Source organism: Amorphus suaedae, from assembly GCF_053629675.1.
In genome coordinates this window covers 1,371,635-1,387,297 of sequence record NZ_JBRJIT010000001.1, presented here as the reverse complement: position 1 = coordinate 1,387,297, position 15,663 = coordinate 1,371,635, and the positions used below count along the sequence as shown (strand labels likewise).

15 protein-coding genes are annotated in these 15,663 nt (G+C 67.9%); 10 read left to right on the top strand and 5 right to left on the bottom strand.

Translation table 11 applies throughout. The features are described 5' to 3' along the window. Positions 1-9: 9 nt before the first annotated feature. Positions 10-1,266, bottom strand: a complete 1,257-nt coding sequence (locus AB7M35_RS06220) for a sarcosine oxidase subunit beta family protein (RefSeq protein WP_453958108.1) — start codon at positions 1,264-1,266, stop codon at positions 10-12. Positions 1,267-1,500: 234 nt separating this feature from the next. Between AB7M35_RS06220 and AB7M35_RS06215 the strand changes: the two genes are divergently transcribed. Further along, on the top strand, positions 1,501-2,226 hold the full coding sequence (locus AB7M35_RS06215; RefSeq protein WP_453958106.1) for a GGDEF domain-containing protein: 726 nt from the start codon (positions 1,501-1,503) through the stop codon (positions 2,224-2,226). A 172-nt stretch (positions 2,227-2,398) separates the two neighbouring features. Here AB7M35_RS06215 and pcaQ read toward each other — a convergent pair whose 3' ends face one another. After that, positions 2,399-3,313: a pca operon transcription factor PcaQ gene (gene pcaQ, locus AB7M35_RS06210; protein WP_453958105.1), complete on the bottom strand. Its 915-nt coding sequence runs from the start codon at positions 3,311-3,313 to the stop codon at positions 2,399-2,401. 193 nt (positions 3,314-3,506) lie between these two features. Here pcaQ and pcaC point away from each other — a divergent pair, with 193 nt between their 5' ends. The 7 genes from pcaC to AB7M35_RS06175 all read left to right on the top strand — a co-directional run bounded on the left by pcaC (position 3,507) and on the right by AB7M35_RS06175 (position 10,673). Further along, entirely contained in the window at positions 3,507-3,908 is a 402-nt protein-coding gene (gene pcaC, locus AB7M35_RS06205; protein WP_453960631.1) for a 4-carboxymuconolactone decarboxylase, read from the top strand. Beyond that, complete coding sequence (gene pcaH, locus AB7M35_RS06200) at positions 3,905-4,690, top strand: protocatechuate 3,4-dioxygenase subunit beta (RefSeq protein WP_453958104.1); 786 nt, start codon at positions 3,905-3,907, stop codon at positions 4,688-4,690. Before pcaC ends, pcaH begins: the two co-directional genes overlap by 4 nt. Before the next feature lies 1 nt (position 4,691). Continuing rightward, the gene (gene pcaG, locus AB7M35_RS06195; RefSeq protein ID WP_453958102.1) at positions 4,692-5,306 is read left to right on the top strand and encodes a protocatechuate 3,4-dioxygenase subunit alpha; all 615 of its coding nucleotides are present in this window, start codon (positions 4,692-4,694) and stop codon (positions 5,304-5,306) included. Positions 5,307-5,484: 178 nt separating this feature from the next. Next, entirely contained in the window at positions 5,485-6,657 is a 1,173-nt protein-coding gene (pobA, locus tag AB7M35_RS06190) for a 4-hydroxybenzoate 3-monooxygenase (protein WP_453958101.1), read from the top strand. A 170-nt stretch (positions 6,658-6,827) separates the two neighbouring features. Further along, positions 6,828-7,661 (top strand): alpha/beta fold hydrolase, encoded by an 834-nt coding sequence (locus tag AB7M35_RS06185; RefSeq protein ID WP_453958100.1) that lies wholly within the window; start codon positions 6,828-6,830, stop codon positions 7,659-7,661. A 16-nt stretch (positions 7,662-7,677) separates the two neighbouring features. After that, a complete protein-coding gene (locus AB7M35_RS06180) occupies positions 7,678-8,955 on the top strand; it encodes an acyl-CoA dehydrogenase family protein (protein ID WP_453958098.1) in 1,278 nt (425 codons plus the stop codon). Between the two features lie 191 nt (positions 8,956-9,146). Next, positions 9,147-10,673, top strand: a complete 1,527-nt coding sequence (locus tag AB7M35_RS06175) for a class I adenylate-forming enzyme family protein (RefSeq protein WP_453958096.1) — start codon at positions 9,147-9,149, stop codon at positions 10,671-10,673. 12 nt (positions 10,674-10,685) lie between these two features. On the opposite strand, the gene AB7M35_RS06170 is transcribed toward AB7M35_RS06175, so the two are convergent. Further along, the gene (locus tag AB7M35_RS06170) at positions 10,686-11,204 is read right to left on the bottom strand and encodes a DUF6790 family protein (protein ID WP_453958094.1); all 519 of its coding nucleotides are present in this window, start codon (positions 11,202-11,204) and stop codon (positions 10,686-10,688) included. A gap of 270 nt (positions 11,205-11,474) precedes the next feature. Between AB7M35_RS06170 and AB7M35_RS06165 the strand changes: the two genes are divergently transcribed. Then, positions 11,475-12,074 (top strand): carbonic anhydrase, encoded by a 600-nt coding sequence (locus AB7M35_RS06165; RefSeq protein ID WP_453958093.1) that lies wholly within the window; start codon positions 11,475-11,477, stop codon positions 12,072-12,074. Between the two features lie 15 nt (positions 12,075-12,089). Here the strand turns inward: AB7M35_RS06165 and AB7M35_RS06160 are convergent, their stop codons facing one another. Then, on the bottom strand, positions 12,090-13,097 hold the full coding sequence (locus tag AB7M35_RS06160; protein ID WP_453958092.1) for an NAD(P)-dependent oxidoreductase: 1,008 nt from the start codon (positions 13,095-13,097) through the stop codon (positions 12,090-12,092). Positions 13,098-13,182: 85 nt separating this feature from the next. Between AB7M35_RS06160 and AB7M35_RS06155 the strand changes: the two genes are divergently transcribed. Further along, a complete protein-coding gene (locus AB7M35_RS06155; RefSeq protein WP_453958091.1) occupies positions 13,183-13,788 on the top strand; it encodes a TetR/AcrR family transcriptional regulator in 606 nt (201 codons plus the stop codon). A 22-nt stretch (positions 13,789-13,810) separates the two neighbouring features. Here the strand turns inward: AB7M35_RS06155 and AB7M35_RS06150 are convergent, their stop codons facing one another. Further along, positions 13,811-15,337, bottom strand: a complete 1,527-nt coding sequence (locus AB7M35_RS06150; RefSeq protein ID WP_453958089.1) for a class I adenylate-forming enzyme family protein — start codon at positions 15,335-15,337, stop codon at positions 13,811-13,813. Between the last annotated feature and the right edge of the window lie 326 nt (positions 15,338-15,663).

Sequence of the window (15,663 nt, the reverse complement as noted above, 5' to 3'; positions counted from 1 at the left end):
GGTGTCGCCTCAGTGCAAGCGCGGGGTGGCGCCGGCGCCGCGCTCGTCGAGCAGCGCGCCGGTGCGGAAACGGTCGAGGGTGAAGTCGGCGTTGAGCGCGTGCGGGGCATCCCGGGCGATCGTGTGGGCGAAGCACCAGCCGGAGGCCGGTGTCGCCTTGAAGCCGCCGTAGCACCACCCGGCATTCAGGTAGAGGCCGGGCTTCGGCGTCCGGTCGATGATCGGGCTCCCGTCCATCGACATGTCCATGATGCCGCCCCACGAGCGCAGCAGCCGCAGCCGGGAGAGGGAGGGGAACATGGCAACCGCGGTCGCTGCCACGTCCTCGACGATCGGCAGGTTGCCGCGCTGGGCGTAGGAATTGTAGCCGTCGATGTCGCCGCCGAACACCAGCCCGCCCTTGTCGGACTGGGAGATGTAGAGATGGCCGGCACCGTAGGTGATGACCGTGTCGATGAACGGCTTCAGCCCTTCCGACACGAAAGCCTGCAGCACGTGGCTCTCGATGGGCAGGCGGTCGAACCCCGCCATCCGCATGACGTCGGAGGTGGAGCCTGCCACCGCCACCCCGACCTTGCCGGCGGTGATGGCGCCGCGCGTGGTCTCCACGCCGGTGACGCGGTCGCCCTCGAAGGTGAAGCCCGTCACCGCGCAGTTCTCGATGATGTCGACGCCAAGCATGTCTGCCGCCCGGGCGTAGCCCCACGCGACGGCGTCATGGCGCACGGTACCGCCGCGCGGCTGGCAGAGGCCTCCAAGGATGGGGAAGCGGGCGCCGTCCGACAGGTCCATGCCCGGCACCCGCCGCGCCAGTTCGTCGCGGTCGAGCAGTTCGGCATCGACGCCCGCCAGCCGCATCGCGTTGCCGCGGCGGGCGTAGGCGTCCATCTGGCTCGGCGTGTGGGCGAGGTTGATGACGCCCCGCTGGGAAACCATCGCGTTGAAGTTCAGCTCCCGCGACAGGCCTTCCCAGAGCTTCAGCGACCATTCGTAGAAGTGGGTGTTCGCCGGCAGCATGTAGTTCGAGCGGATGATCGTGGTGTTGCGGCCGATATTGCCGCTCCCGAGCCAGCCTTTTTCCAGGACGGCGACGTTCGTGATCCCGTGTTCCTTGGCGAGATAGTACGCGGTGGCCAGGCCATGGCCGCCTCCACCGACAATGACGACGTCGTAGGCCGGCTTCGGGGTGGCCTTCCGCCACGCGAGCGGCCACGACCGATTGCCGGTCAGGGCATTGGAAAGCAGGGAGGTCAGCGAGTAGCGCATATGGGGTCTGCCTAAAACCTGCCGGGCTGTATGGGCAGGCTGTTTGGTGTCGTATAGAAGGGCAACGCTACTTGATTTCGGGGGCGTGGCGTCAGACCACCTGGGCGTCATGACGAATTTTTCTCGCCGCCATTACTTCGGCTGATGGCCGGATGGCGGAAGTGTGCGTACGGCGCGCCGGGCAAATTCTCGGGCGGCCTGCCAGTCGTCCGCGGGCGGTCTGGCTGGCCCTCGATGGATGGTTCGGGGTGCCGACAGACGCGGAAGGGGATCGCTGGGGTGTTTCAGCAGAAAACCGGGATACCGGTCCAGCCGACGCTGTCCCAGCGCCTGGAAAGTCTGCTCGCGAACGATGATGCCATGACGTTGGCCGAGCTCCGTGGAGAGCTCCACGCGATTCAGCACGGCGTCGTGGCGCTGGAATCCCGCGTCGAGCACGACGCCCTGACCGGGGCCTTCAACCGCCACGGCCTCCGACGCCTCGAACAGGAGATGACGGCGCGCAGCATCCGGTTCGGCATGCCGATTTCCGCCCTGTTCATCGACATCGATCGTCTCAAGGATCTCAACCGGCTGCACGGCCACGTCGCCACCGACGAGCTGCTGCGCGCCGTTGCCCTGCGTCTGCGCGAGTTCAGCCGCCCGTATGATTACCTGGTGCGCTGGGGCGGCGACGAATTCATCCTGCTGCTCCCCGACGTGACGCGCGACGCCGCCGCCCTCATCGCCGACCGCATTCGCCGCAACGTCGTCGAGACGCCGTTCGACCGGGATGGGGAAACGATCTGGATGTCCGTGTCGATCGGAGTCGGCGAGCTCGGCGCGGGGGAGCCGGTGATCGATCTCATCCGCCGGATCTCGGAGATGATGTACGAGGCGAAGTTCGCCGGCGGCAACCGTGTCCGGGTGTTCGACACCTCGCACGACGCGGCCCCTCGGCGATCGGCCGCCGACGACTGAGCGGGGGTGCCTCCGCCTGGCGGCGCGGTCCCGCTCGGACGGCAACACTTTGTTGGCGATTCCGCGTCAGACTGCAGGTATCGCTGCCTCCATCGACCTAATTTGATTCATTAAGATTGGGTAAATAGGCATTTTTACTCAGATATTTATGGTTAATATCTGATGTAATTTCTCAGATTGTCGTGCGGTTCGCCACGTGCTGGATCGCATCGATCAGGACCCGCGTCGACGGCGGCACCTCCGCGTCGGCCCGGGTCGTTACCCCCACCGGACCCGACGTGTCGGACACGTCGAACGGCAGCACCTCCAGCGTTCGCTCGTCCACGTCGATGGCGATGACGCCCGAGGAGATGATCCACACCGCGTTCGAGCGGCGGGTGTAGGCGCGGCCGAAGTCGTTGGAGACGGTCTCGATGCGGTCGGGGATATGGCCGATGCCGTTGGCGATCAGGTAGCGCTCGACGATGCCGCGGATCGCCGCTTCCTCGTCGGGGAACAGCACCGGGTAGTCGACGATGCGGGCGAGGTCCGGCGCGGCGGCGAGGGGATGCCCCGGCCGGACGGCGAAGGTCACCGTCTCCGAATAGAGATGCTGGAAGCTCAGCCCCATCATCGTCTCCGGCGCGCCCAGGCGTCCCAGCACGAGGTCCAGGGCGCCGAGCCGCAGCTGGTCGAGCAGGTGAAGGTTGGGGCCCGAGACGATCTTCAGCGTGACGCCCGGCTGGGCCTTGCGGAAGCGATCGACGGCGGCGGGCACCACACGGCCGGCAACCGACGGCAGCACGCCCACGGTCAGCCGGGTCTCCTGCGCCATGGTCGCGCGCGACACCCCGTCGAGGCCCTGGCGCAGCGCCGCGATGCTGGCGCCCGCGTAGCGCAGGAACATCTCGCCAACCGGCGTCAGCGCCACGCCGGCGCGGCTGCGCTCCATCAGCTGGACGCCGAGGATCTCCTCCAGCTCGGCCAGCGCCTTGGAGACGGCCGGCTGGCTCACTCCCAGGCTCTGGGCGGCCTTGGCCACCCCGCCGAGGCGGGCGGTCTGCAGGAAGCACTGGAGATGGCGGAATTTGACGCGGGCCGGAATCATATCGTTATGATTATCTATCTTATCGAAAAAGTCATTTTACATGACCGAATGCCGATATTTAGCTTTGACCAATGTCAAAGACGAATTCGGACGCCGCCGTCCACAACGACACGGTGAGCGCACGCATGCCGCACCGACCGGCGCACGACGCGGTCCGGCCGTCCTGGCGGCAAGGGGAAGGAACGCAATGAGCATGGACGAGCGCCACGCGCAGGGCATGACGGTCCGCCGTTCGGTGCTGGGCGACGCCCACGTCGACCGGGCCGAGGCACGCAAGACCGGCTTCGACACCGACTTCCAGCGCCTGATCACCGAGATGGCGTGGGGCTCGGTCTGGGACCGGCCGGGACTGACCAAGCGCGAGCGTTCCATGCTGACGCTCACCCTGCTGGCCGCCGGCGGCCACCACGACGAGTTCGCGATGCACGTGCGGGCGATGCGCAACACCGGCGCGACCGTCGAGGATCTCCGCGAGCTCCTTCTGCACGTCTCCATCTATGCCGGTGTGCCCGCCGCCAACACGGCGTACGGTATCGCAAAACAAGTTCTCGCCGCGGGCGAGGGTCCTCAATCGAGGGAGGAACAGGACACATGAACGACCAATCGACGCTCAGCTGGGCGGGTCCGCTGAAGGACCGGCTCAACGACCGGTCGGCGCTTCCCACCGGCTTCCAGCCGCGCGACCGCAGCCTCCAGCCGGCCGCCTTTTTCCCGAACTACAAGTCCACCGTCGCGCGCTCGCCGCAGCAGGCGCTGCTGTCGATCCCGCAGACCATGTCCGAGCTCACCGGCCCGGTGTTCGGTCACAACGACCTGGCGCCCCACGACGACGACATGATCGTCAACGCCCAGGTGGACGGCGAGCCCATCGGCGAGCGCATCATCGTCCACGGCCGGGTGATGGACCAGCACGGCCGTGGCATCCCCAACACCATCGTGGAAGTCTGGCAAGCCAACGCCGGTGGCCGCTACCGCCACGCGCTGGAGGACTACATCGCGCCGCTCGACCCGAATTTCGGCGGCTGCGGGCGCTGCGTCACCGACGACCAGGGCTACTACCACTTCCGCACAATCCGCCCGGGCGCCTATCCCTGGCGCAACTACCGCAACAGCTGGCGCCCCGCGCACATCCATTTCTCGCTGTTCGGTCCGGCCTTCGCCACCCGCCTCATCACCCAGATGTATTTCGAGGGCGACCCGCTGATCCCGATCTGCCCGATCGTCAACGCGGTACCCGACAAGGCCGGCGTCGATGCGATGACGGCGCTGCTCGACATGACCGCGAACACCCCCCACGACTGCCTCGCCTACCGCTTCGACATCGTGCTCCGCGGTCCGCGGCAGAGCTATTTCGACAACAGGCCGGAGGGACTTTGAGATGCCGGTAACGCTGCTTCGTGAAACGCCGTCCCAGACGGCTGGTCCTTACGTCCACATCGGCCTCCTGCCGTCCGCCGCGGGGCTTCCCGTGCGCACCCAGGAGAACCTCCACGTCGTCGCCGGCCCGCAGACCGAGGGCGAGGCGATCAAGCTGGAGCTCAACCTGTGGGACGGCACCGGCGCCCCGATCATCGACGCGGTGGTCGAGCTCTGGCAGGCCGACGGCAAGGGCCGCTACCGCCATCCGCTCGATCCGCGCGTCGGCGAGCTCTCCGGCGACTTCCGCGGCTTCGGCCGGGCGGCGTCGGACCTGAAGTCGGGCTACTACTTCTTCGAGACGGTGAAGCCCGGCCGGGTGAAGAACACCGACGGCACCCTGATGGCGCCGCACGTGTCGCTGGCGCTGTTCGCCCGCGGCATCAACATCCACCTCAACACCCGCGTCTACTTCTCCGACGAGGAGTGCAACGCCGACGATCCCGTCCTCAAGATGGTGCCGCCGGGGCGCCGGGAAACGCTCGTCGCCGAGCGCCAGTCGGGCAGCGGCACGGCCACCTACAGGCTGGACATCCACCTGCAGGGCCCGAACGAGACCGTCTTCTTCGACGTCTGATCGCCTGCATGCCCCGGGTCCGGCGGATCCGGGCAGCAAACTTCCCGGCGCGCACCGATCCGGTGGCGCGCCGGGCTCGTATCCGCTGTCGGACGACCGATGGCACAGGGGCGCCGGCCCCGGTATCCGTCCGGACCTGTAGAGTACGGCAATCCAAGACTTACCCGGGAGCAAGCGCGTGAAGACCCAAGTCGCAATCATCGGCGCCGGCCCGTCCGGCCTGCTTCTCTCCCAGCGCCTGCATCTGGCCGGCATCGAGACCGTCGTGCTGGAGCGCCAGAGCCGCGAGCACGTGCTGTCGCGCATCCGCGCCGGCGTGCTGGAGCAGGGGCTCGCCGACATGCTGCGCGAGGCCGGCGTCGGCGCGCGCATGGACGCGGAGGGCGAGGTCCATGACGGCGTCGAGATCGCCGTCGAGGACATGCGCATCCACATCCCGTTCGGCGAGCTCACCGGCGGCAAGACGGTCATGGTCTACGGCCAGACCGAGGTGACCAAGGACCTCTACGAGGCCCGCGACGCCATGGGCGGCATCGTCATCCACAACGCGGCCGACGTGGCCCTTCACGACGTCGACGGAGACAGCCCCTACGTCACCTACGAGAAGGACGGCGAGACCCACCGGGTCGACTGCGACTTCATCGCGGGCTGCGACGGCTTCCATGGCCCCAGCCGCAAGACGATCCCGGCCGACAAGCTCCGGGTCTACGAGAAGGTCTATCCGTTCGGCTGGCTCGGCATCCTGTCGGAAACGCCGCCGGTCTCCGACGAGCTGATCTACTCGGGCCACCCGCGCGGATTCGCGCTGTGCTCGCTGCGCTCCCGCGTGCTCAGCCGCTACTACGTCCAGGTGCCGTCCGACGAGAAGGTCGAGAACTGGTCCGACGACCGCTTCTGGGAAGAGCTGAAGCGCCGGCTGCCGTCCGATGTCGCTTCCGAGCTGGTCACCGGCCCGTCCATCGAGAAGTCGATCGCGCCGCTCCGCAGCTTCGTCGCCGAGCCGCTCGCCTACGGTCGGATGTTCCTGGTGGGCGATGCCGGCCACATCGTGCCGCCGACCGGCGCCAAGGGGCTCAACCTCGCCGCCTCCGACGTGTTCTACCTCTCCAGCGCGCTCATCGACTATTACCGCAAGGACGAGGAGGGCGGCGTGAAGGGCTATGCCGCCAAGGCGCTCCGGCGCATCTGGCTGGCCGAGCGCTTCTCCTGGTGGATGACGACGCAGCTTCACCGCTTCGACGAGGATCCGTTCGACAACCGCGTCAAGCGCGCCGAGCTCGACTACCTCGCCCATTCCCGCGCCGCCAAGATGGTGTTCGCGGAAAACTACGTCGGCCTTCCCTACGACTGATCAGCGGTCGGTCCCGTTTTCAGATCGGGCCCCGTGCGCGCCGGACCAGGCGGGCACGGGGCCTTTTCGTTTGCCGGCACCGCGGTCTTTCACTCTAAAACTATTCCTTTTCATGTAATTTCTGTGTGCTATCCTCCGTCGAAGGGGCAATCTTCGGGAGACAGATCCGCATGGCCGGTGCATCCGCTGCGATCGCGCGCAAGTCGACCTCCGACGGCCGCTTCGGCTACGTCGAGGCCGGTGATCCGTCCGCCCCGGCGCTGGTGTTCATTCACGGCATCGGCGGAGCGGGCGACGTGTTCACGCCGCAGCTCACCGCCTTCGCGGATCGCTACCGCGCCATTTCGTGGGACGTGCCCGGCTACGGAACGTCAAGGTCGCTGGACGAGGCCACGCTGCCCGCGCTGGCCGTGGCGCTGGCCGATTTTCTGGCCGCGATCGAAGCCCCGGACGCCATCCTGGTGGGACAGTCGCTGGGCGGCATGATCGTGCAGGAAGCGCTCGCCGCCGGCCTCGTCGCGCCGCGCGCCATCGTGCTCACCGGCACCAGCCCCGCTTTCGGCCGTCCCGACGGCGACTTCCAGAAAGAGTTCATCAAGGGCCGGCTCGCCCCCCTCGACGCCGGCAAGAAGATGGCCGACCTCGCCGACGGGATGATGAAGGGCCTTACCGGCCCGAACCCGGACCCGGAAGGCTTCCGCATCGGCCGCGACGCGCTCGCCGCCACCAGCGAGGACAGCTTCCGCGCCATGGTCCATGCCCTCGTCCACTTCGACCAGCGCGCCAATCTCGCCAACATTTCCGTGCCGGCCCTTTTGATCGCCGGCACCGAGGACACCAGCGCGCCGGCGCCGATGATGAAGCGCATGGCGGAGAAGATCGCCGGTGCCACCTACGTCGAGCTCGACGGAGCCGGCCACCTCGCAAACCTCGACCATCCCGATGCCTTTACCGAGGCCATGCGCGGCTTTCTCGCCGGCCTCGACGGCGCCCCCCGAGCCTGACCAGGAGGACCGACCCATGAACATGCCCGCAATCGACGTGAGCGCTGTCGATCTCGACGCGCCGATGTTCGATCCGGTCGCCTACCGGCTGACCGACCAGCAGGCGGCCTGGTGCCGGACGGCGCGCGCGCTCGGCAAGTCGAAGTTCGCCGCCCGTGCCTTCGAGTACGACCGCGAGGCGAAGTTCCCGACCGAGAACTATCACGACCTGCACGAGGCCGGCCTGCTCGCCCTGTGCATTCCCGAGCGCTTCGGCGGCGGCGGGGCGGACTACCAGAGCTATTCGCTGGTCGCCGCCGAGATCGGCCGCTACTGCGGCGCCACCGCGCTCACCTGGAACATGCACGTCTGCTCGACGCTGTGGTCGGGCCCGCTCGCCGACGATCTGGAGATGAGCGCGGAGGACCGCGCCGACCAGGAGCGCCGCCGCGCCATCCACTACAAGCGCATCGTCGAGGACGGCGCGATCTACGCCCAGCCCTTCTCCGAGGGCGGGGCGGCGGCGGCCGGCGGCGTCGCCTTCTCCACCGAGGCCGTGCCCACCGAGGGCGGCTGGATCGTGCGCGGCAAGAAGATCTTCGCCTCGCTCTCCGGCAGCGCCAACTACTACGGCGTGCTGTGCACCGAGACCGAGGCGGACGGCAAGAAGAGCCGGCGCAACACCCTCTATCTGGCCGTGCCGGCCGACGCCAAGGGCGTCAGCGTGGTCGGCGACTGGGATCCGCTCGGCATGCGCGGCACCGTCTCGCGCACCCTCATCTTCGACGACGTGTTCGTGCCGGAGGAAGCGGCCCTGATGCCGCGCGGCATGTACTTCCAGGCGGCCTCCAACTGGCCGCACATGTTCATGACGCTGGCGCCGACCTACGTGGGTCTCGCCCAGGCCGCCTACGACTTCACCGTCTCCTACCTGCGCGGCGAGGTGCCGGGCACGCCGCCGGTGAAGCGCCGCATGTACCCGACCAAGCAGATCGCGGTCGCCGAGATGCGCATCAAGCTGGAGCAGCTGAAGTCGCTCTGGTTCCAGGCGGTTACCGAGGCGCGCGCCCATCCGACCAAGGACCAGGTGATGCGCGCCTACGCCACCCAGTACACGGTGATGGAATTCGCCAACGACATCGCCCGCCTCGCCATCCGCACCTGCGGCGGCCAGTCGATGCTGAAGACGCTGCCGCTGGAGCGCATCTACCGCGACAGCCGCTGCGGCGCGCTGATGCTGCCGTGGACGGCGGAGCTGTGCGTCGACCGTCTCGGCCGCGCCACCCTCTACGAGGACGGCGAGACGGACGACTGATCCTCCGGGGCGGCGCACGGGGGGGCGGTCCGGTCACCGCGTTCCGGCGAAAGCCGGATCGCGGGGGCACGAGATCGGAGGCCCGAGGCGTCGCAGGGGTTGCCGGCGTTCGTCGGCATGAGCGGATCGCGGCGCCGAGGCGACCGCCCGCAGCGACCAGGCTCTGATCGACAGCACACGGACATTTGCCCATGGATCTTTCCGACCTGATCGACCGCAACGCCGCGTTCACGCCCGACAAGCCGGCCATCCGGTTCAACGGCGAGGTCCTCACCTACGGCGCCTTCGCCAACCGCATCCACCGCACCGCGCGTCTCCTCAAGAGCCGGTTCGGGATCGGACGGGGAGACCGCGTGGCGATCCTGTCGCTCAACCGGCCGGACTATCTGGTGCTGCTCTATGCCTGCGCCCGCCTCGGCGCGATGCTGGTGCCGGTCAACTGGCGCCTCGCGGTGCCCGAGCACCTCTACATCCTCGAGCACGCCTCGGCGAAGCTCCTGGTGGTCGAGGAGGCGTTCGCGGCCGTGCTGGACACCATGCCCGACGCGGTCCCCGACTGCCGCGTGATCGGTCTCGATTTCACCCCCGCCGGCGGCGTCCGCCTGGAAGATGCCCTTTCGCGGATCGAGGGCGATGGCCGCAATCCCCACATCGACACCACCTGTCCGCTGCTGATCGTCTACACCTCCGGCACCACGGGCCGCCCCAAGGGCGCGGTGCTGCGCCAGGACGCGCTGGTCTGGAACGCCATCCATTCCACGCACCTGCACAACCTGACGTCCGACGACCACGTGCTCACGACGCTGCCGATGTTCCATGTCGGCGGCCTGAACATCCAGTCGACCCCGGCGCTGCAGGTGGGCGCGACGCTGACCGTCCACGACCGCTTCGACGCGGCGGCGGCGGTGCGCGCCATCGCGGCCGACCGGCCGACCCTGACGGTGGTCGTGCCCGCGACCATGGCCGCGATCCTTGATGAGGCGGCGAAGACGGGCGCCGACATCACCTCCCTCAGGGCCGTCGGAGCCGGTTCGACCATCGTGCCGCAGCCGCTGATCGAGGCGTTCCAGGAGAAGGGCATCAAGGTGCTGCAGGTCTACGGCTCGACCGAGACCGCGCCGATCTGCATCTACACCCGCATCGGCGGCGTCGACGCGGTCATGCGCAAGGGCACCGTCGGCCTGCCGGGGCTCGCCTGCGAGGCGCGGGTGGTGGACGAGGCCGGCCGCGAGGTCGCGCCTGGCGTTGCCGGCGAGATCATCGTGCGCGGCCCGACGGTGCTCTACGAGTACTGGGGCGACGAGGCCGCCACCTCCGACGTGCTGCGCAACGGCTGGTTCCACACCGGCGACATCGGCACCCGCGACGCGGACGGCTATTTCTACGTCCACGACCGCAAGAAGAACATGATCATCTCCGGCGGCGAGAACGTCTATCCGGCCGAGATTGAGCGGGTTCTGCACGAGCATCCGGATGTTGCCGAGGCCGCCGTCATTGGCCGTCCCGACCCGCAGTGGCAGGAAGTGCCGGTGGCGTTCATCGTCGCCCGGCCGGGTGCCGAGATCGGCGGCGACGCGCTCATCGCCCACCTCAGGACGCATCTCGCCCGCTTTAAGGTCCCGCGGGAGATCCGCTTCGTCGACACGCTGCCCCGCAACGCCCTCGGCAAGGTCCAGCATTTCCATCTGAAGGCGCAGCTGGCGGACGAGCGCGGTTAGCGGTCCAGCGGGTCAGATCCTGCCGGGTTCACCGCGAGCCCGATCGCGCTGGAGCCAGAGAAAAGTCAGTCCCACGATCGGGATGAGAATGTCGGACCAGAAAATGACGCCGGCGTTGCCTGGTGCGAAATTGTTGTGGGCGACCATCTGATAAATGTGCCCGCCGGCCGCTCCCCAGAGGAAAAACGTCGGCCCGACGATGGCCGCGATCCGCAGGCCTCGGTCACCGAAGAAGGCGAGCAGGCCGACTGCTGCGAAGCCGAGCGAGGCAAATCCGACTTCGGCCTGGAAGGGACTGGGGGCCCAGCCGATGAACTTCGCGATGTAGTCTCCGAAAAACACGTGCGCCACGAAGTTGTAGAAGTATGAAACGAATATCGAGAACAGCAGGAAATAGGCGAAGAGCTTCTCGATCACCACAGACCGGGTCGGATGGGGTGCCCGCAAAATGGCGATCCCCGCTACAAAGAGGCCGATCACGAACAGGTTGAGCGTGAAGTTGGCAAGTAGAAATTCGATTGCGGCGCCCATTGAGTTGTTTCCCCTTTTGACCGCATCCGGATCCGGCCGATGAGTGGTTCTCCAAGACACGAACACGGTTGAGAAAGCAAGCAACGGCCTACCCCATGCGGCTGTTCCCTGCACGAGGTTCCCCGGGGCGCGCCAGCGCAATGCAATGCGTCGTTGATCAAAAAGTGTACCGACCGGCACCACCGCGGCGATTCAGCTTGTGCGCGGAATGCTGTAAGGAAGGCCCTCGAAGACCAATCGACCCCGTGGCAGGAAGGGAATGAGGCGAACGTGCTCGAACATCTCCTGAAGCAGAACAAGGACTGGGCGCGGAAGCAGATCGAGCGCGATCAAGGCTACTTCGACCGGCTCGTGCACCAGCAGGCGCCCGAGTATCTGTGGATCGGCTGCGCCGACAGCCGCGTTCCGGCCAACGTCATCACCGACCTGCCGCCCGGCGAGGTCTTCGTCCATCGCAACATCGCCAACCTGGTCCACCACGCCGACCTCAATTGCCAGTCGGTGCTGCAGTTCGCCATCGACGTCCTGAAGGTCCGCCACATCATCGTCTGCGGCCACTATGGCTGCGGCGGCATCCGGGCCGCCATGGAGCGCTCGCCGAGCGGGATGGTGGACCACTGGCTCCAGCCGATCCGCGACATCGCCCGCATCAACCGGGAGGAGCTCGACGCGATCACCGACGACGAGCAACGCTTCGACCGGCTGTGCGAGCTCTCCGTCGAGGGCCAATGCGACCGTGTCCTGCAGAGCCCGATCGTCCGCGATGCACTCGACCGTGGCCAGGATCTCCACGTCCACGGCTGGGCCTACCGCCTCACCGACGGCGAGATCCGCTGCATCGCCGACGACAAGAGGCGCGCCGAGGGGTAGGGCCGGCTGAAACGATCAGGGCACGGCCAGGTCGACCACCTTGCCGCCGATCGCTTCGAGGCGTCTGAAATAGGTGGCGGGGACGAGCAACTGATAGGGAAAGTAAAGCCCGGGCTCTGCCGCCGGTTTGCCGTCTAGGCCGACCAGGCGCTCGAGGACCATGGCGACTCCCAGTCCGGTCATCGGGAACTGGCCCTCCGGATGGACAACGGCACGACGCGTGCGGAGCGGCTTGCCTTCATGGTCGTCTCCGGCCAGCTCGATGATGATCTCGGTCGACATCGCCTGACCGCGGCGCCGGCTCGAGGAGACGCCGAGGGCGAGGTTGAATTCGACGTTCGGCGCGTCCGTTGCCGCCGCCAGGGCGACGACGTCGTTGATCGAGAGCCCGAAGGCGTCCATCGGTGTGCCGTCGAGAGCGTGGACCGTAGCTCTGGCGTCTTCCCCTTGCCGCCAGACATAGGCGCCGTTCCGACGGGTGAGGGCGGGGGCAATCACGTCGGTCAGGCCCTTCAGATCGGTCAGATGCGCTGCCCCACCGAGGTCCTCCTCGTCGAACACCGCCCCAAGCCGGATCTCCCGCAGGCGGCCGAATGCACGGGCCGCATCGAGGGTGGGGATCGTCGTGGCGCCGACGAGCCATTCGGTGCCCAGGACGATCGCCGCGGTTCGAGGATTGTGGACGTAGGTCGCGACGTCGGGACCCATGTCCTCGACGCCGGACGCAATGCTGATGTGTGGGACACCCCGCGCGTTGGCGTAGCGCAGCCCGGCCCGCGTCTCGTCCGGCAGCAACACGGCGACCGCACTCACGGCGCGCCGGCCCAACCCGAGATCGTCGGCCGCCAGGTCGATGGCGACACCCTCGGCGTTGCCGACCGTTGCGGCAACCCTGTCGGCCTTGGCCAGGTCGCGTCCCCCGATCAGAAGCGGTGCATCCGGGTGTGCATCCCGCAGGTGCCGCGCCGTCCATCTGCCGACGACGCCGGAGCCTCCGACGAGGAGGACGGGATCGATTGACATCGCTGCATCTCCTTCTCAAAATCCTACCAATGGTAACTTACGTGGCTACGGTTGGTAGGTTGCGCAAGGTGAGGCGGGGGCGGTAGTGGGCGAAACGCAGGACAGCACGGGCCGCCGAAGGCTTCCGAGGGAGGAGCGCCGGCGGCAACTCCTCGATACGGCGCTCTCGATCGTGCGCGACGAAGGCGCGGATCGGCTGACCCTCGGACACCTCGCCGCCCGCGCCAGTGTCTCCAAGCCGGTCGCCTACGACCATTTCGGCACCCGATCGGGTCTTCTGATCGAACTCTACAAGATGCTCGACCTGGAGCAGTCGCGTGCGGTCTACGCCGCGCTGGCGTTGGGCGAGCGGAGCTTGGAGGACGTCGTCGAGGCGCTGGCGGCAGCCTACATCCATTGCTCGGTAGATACCGGCGGCGAGTTTCACGTCGTCCGAGCAGCGCTCGCCGGGAACGAAGAAATGGATGCGGTCCACCAGGAGCTTCTGGCGGTGCAGGTGCAGTTCTTCGCCGCAACCTTCCGACCACACTGCGCGCTGCCGCCGGCCGAGCTGGAGCGGCGATGCGTCGGTCTGGTGGGCGCGGGCGAGGCTCTTTCGACGGCCATGGTGCGCGGCCAGTGCAGTGAGACGGAAGCGTCCGGGACCTTTGCCGCGATCATGCGGGGCAGTCTGGCTCAGGCTTCGTCCTGACTGCGCTCACGTCTGGCGGCAGTCAGCTGGGCTCGCGCTCGCGCAGCAGCTTGGCGAGTTCTGCCTTCTTCACCTTGCGGGTGGGCGTCATCGGCATCTCGTCGACGAACTCCAGCCGTTCCGGCCACTTGGTCTTGGCCACGCCCGCTTTCGTCAGGAAGGCGCGCAGGTCGTCCAGCGTCGGCGGCTCGGCGCCGGGGCGGGCGATCGCCACCAGGCAGGCGCGCTCGCCGAGCGTGGCGTCGGGAACCGGCACGATGGCGCACTGGGCGAGTGCGGGGTGTCCCGCGAGCAGGTCCTCCACGTCGGCCGGATTGAACTTCACCCCGCCGCGGTTGATCACGTCCTTGGAGCGCCCGGTGATGCGGATGAAGCCGTCCGCGTCCATCACCGCCAGGTCGCCGGTGCGGAACCAGCCGTCGCCGGTGAACGCGTCGGCGCTGGCGGCTTCGTTGTCGAGGTAGCCGGAAAACAGCGACGGCCCGCGCACCTGCAGCTCGCCCTCGATGCCGGCGGGGCAGGGGACGTCGCCCTCCACCACCCGAAGCTCGGTGCCGGGGCTGGCGCGTCCGGCCGATCCGGTGCGGGCCTCCAGCTGATCGCCGGGGCGGGTGAAGGCGCCGGCCTGCAGCTCGCTCATCCCCCAGAGCTGGCCGACCTTGCCGTTGGTGAGGCGCTCCTGGACGGTGCGGGCAAGCGCCGGCGGGCAGGCGTTGCCGGAGATCTGCAGCAGCTCCAGCGACGCCAGCAGGTCCGGCGTCAGCAGCCCGTTCGCCTCGGCCGCCACCATGTGCGCCGGCGCCGAGAACAGGTGGGTGGGCCGGTAGGTGGCGAGCGCCTCCGCCAGCGCCGGGGGGCTGTAGACCGGCAGCAGCGCGATGGTGGCCCCGGCGGCGAGCGCCAGGTTGATGGAAAAGATCCCGTAGAGATGGGTGAACGGGGCGGCCGCCAGCAGCACCGAGGTCCCGTCGACGCCCAGCTCCGGCGCGCTGCGGGCGGCGTTGGGCAGGAAGTTTTCGTAGGCGACCATCACACCCTTCGGCGCCGATGTGGTGCCGGAGGTGTAGAGCAGCACGTAGGGGTCGGACGGCGCGGGCCGGAAGTCATCCGCGCCCTCGGCCGCCGCCAGATCGTCGTAGGCGACCGCCCCCTCCGGCGTGGGATCGCCGACGGCGACCACCAGCTCGAGGTCGGGCAGGTGCGCGCGCGCACCGAGCGCGAACGCAGCCGGTTCGAAGTCTTTCGCGCAAGAAAGCGCAAAAAAGGCTGCGCTTTTTGCGTGCGCGAGCAGCGGCACGATCTCGGCTGCGCGATAGGGCATGTGGAGGGTCTGGAACACGCAGCCCGCATAGCCCGCCGCCAGGTAGGTCGTGACGAATTCGGCGCTGTTGGGCAGTTGCGCCGCGATGCGCTGGCCGCGTTTCAGGCCGGCTGCGCGCAGTCCCGCCGCAAGCCGCTGCGCGCGCGCATCGAGCTCGGCATAGGTGACGGTTCCCGATGGCGAAAGAAGCGCCGGGTGGTCGGGCTTTTCGGCCGCCCAGCGCCCCACCCAGTCTCGCAGTATGGCGCCCTTGTGCCGCGCCTCGGATGTGTCGGGATGGTCGGACAGGGCTGCCTCCGCGCGGGCTGGGTCGGTGCGTCCGCCATCGTAATGCGAGGTCCGGGCGCAACGGAAGAGGCGAGAGGCGAAACGGGACGGCGACGCGGCAGGTCCCGAGCGCGCGCTCAACCTTTGGGAGGCTTTCCACGGATTGTCACTTGCTCCCGGCGCGCGTCCTGTGGATGCTGTCGAACAAGAGGACAAGAAAATTGGCCTTTGACCGGGAGCGCACCGTGTCCCGGTGCGACTTTCGGAAACCGGAAGGGAGAACGCCC

Bases quoted from the DNA above. Each gene is read 5' to 3' on its own strand.
- AB7M35_RS06170 (WP_453958094.1), bottom strand. From the start codon at position 11,204: ATGGGCGCCGCAATCGAATTTCTACTTGCCAACTTCACGCTCAACCTG.
- pcaH (WP_453958104.1), top strand. From the start codon at position 3,905: ATGAACGACCAATCGACGCTCAGCTGGGCGGGTCCGCTGAAGGACCGG.
- pcaQ (WP_453958105.1), bottom strand. From the start codon at position 3,313: ATGATTCCGGCCCGCGTCAAATTCCGCCATCTCCAGTGCTTCCTGCAG.
- AB7M35_RS06220 (WP_453958108.1), bottom strand. From the start codon at position 1,266: ATGCGCTACTCGCTGACCTCCCTGCTTTCCAATGCCCTGACCGGCAAT.
- AB7M35_RS06160 (WP_453958092.1), bottom strand. From the start codon at position 13,097: ATGTCAATCGATCCCGTCCTCCTCGTCGGAGGCTCCGGCGTCGTCGGC.
- pcaC (WP_453960631.1), top strand. From the start codon at position 3,507: ATGGACGAGCGCCACGCGCAGGGCATGACGGTCCGCCGTTCGGTGCTG.
- AB7M35_RS06185 (WP_453958100.1), top strand. From the start codon at position 6,828: ATGGCCGGTGCATCCGCTGCGATCGCGCGCAAGTCGACCTCCGACGGC.
- AB7M35_RS06180 (WP_453958098.1), top strand. From the start codon at position 7,678: ATGAACATGCCCGCAATCGACGTGAGCGCTGTCGATCTCGACGCGCCG.
- AB7M35_RS06215 (WP_453958106.1), top strand. From the start codon at position 1,501: ATGGATGGTTCGGGGTGCCGACAGACGCGGAAGGGGATCGCTGGGGTG.
- AB7M35_RS06175 (WP_453958096.1), top strand. From the start codon at position 9,147: ATGGATCTTTCCGACCTGATCGACCGCAACGCCGCGTTCACGCCCGAC.
- pcaG (WP_453958102.1), top strand. From the start codon at position 4,692: ATGCCGGTAACGCTGCTTCGTGAAACGCCGTCCCAGACGGCTGGTCCT.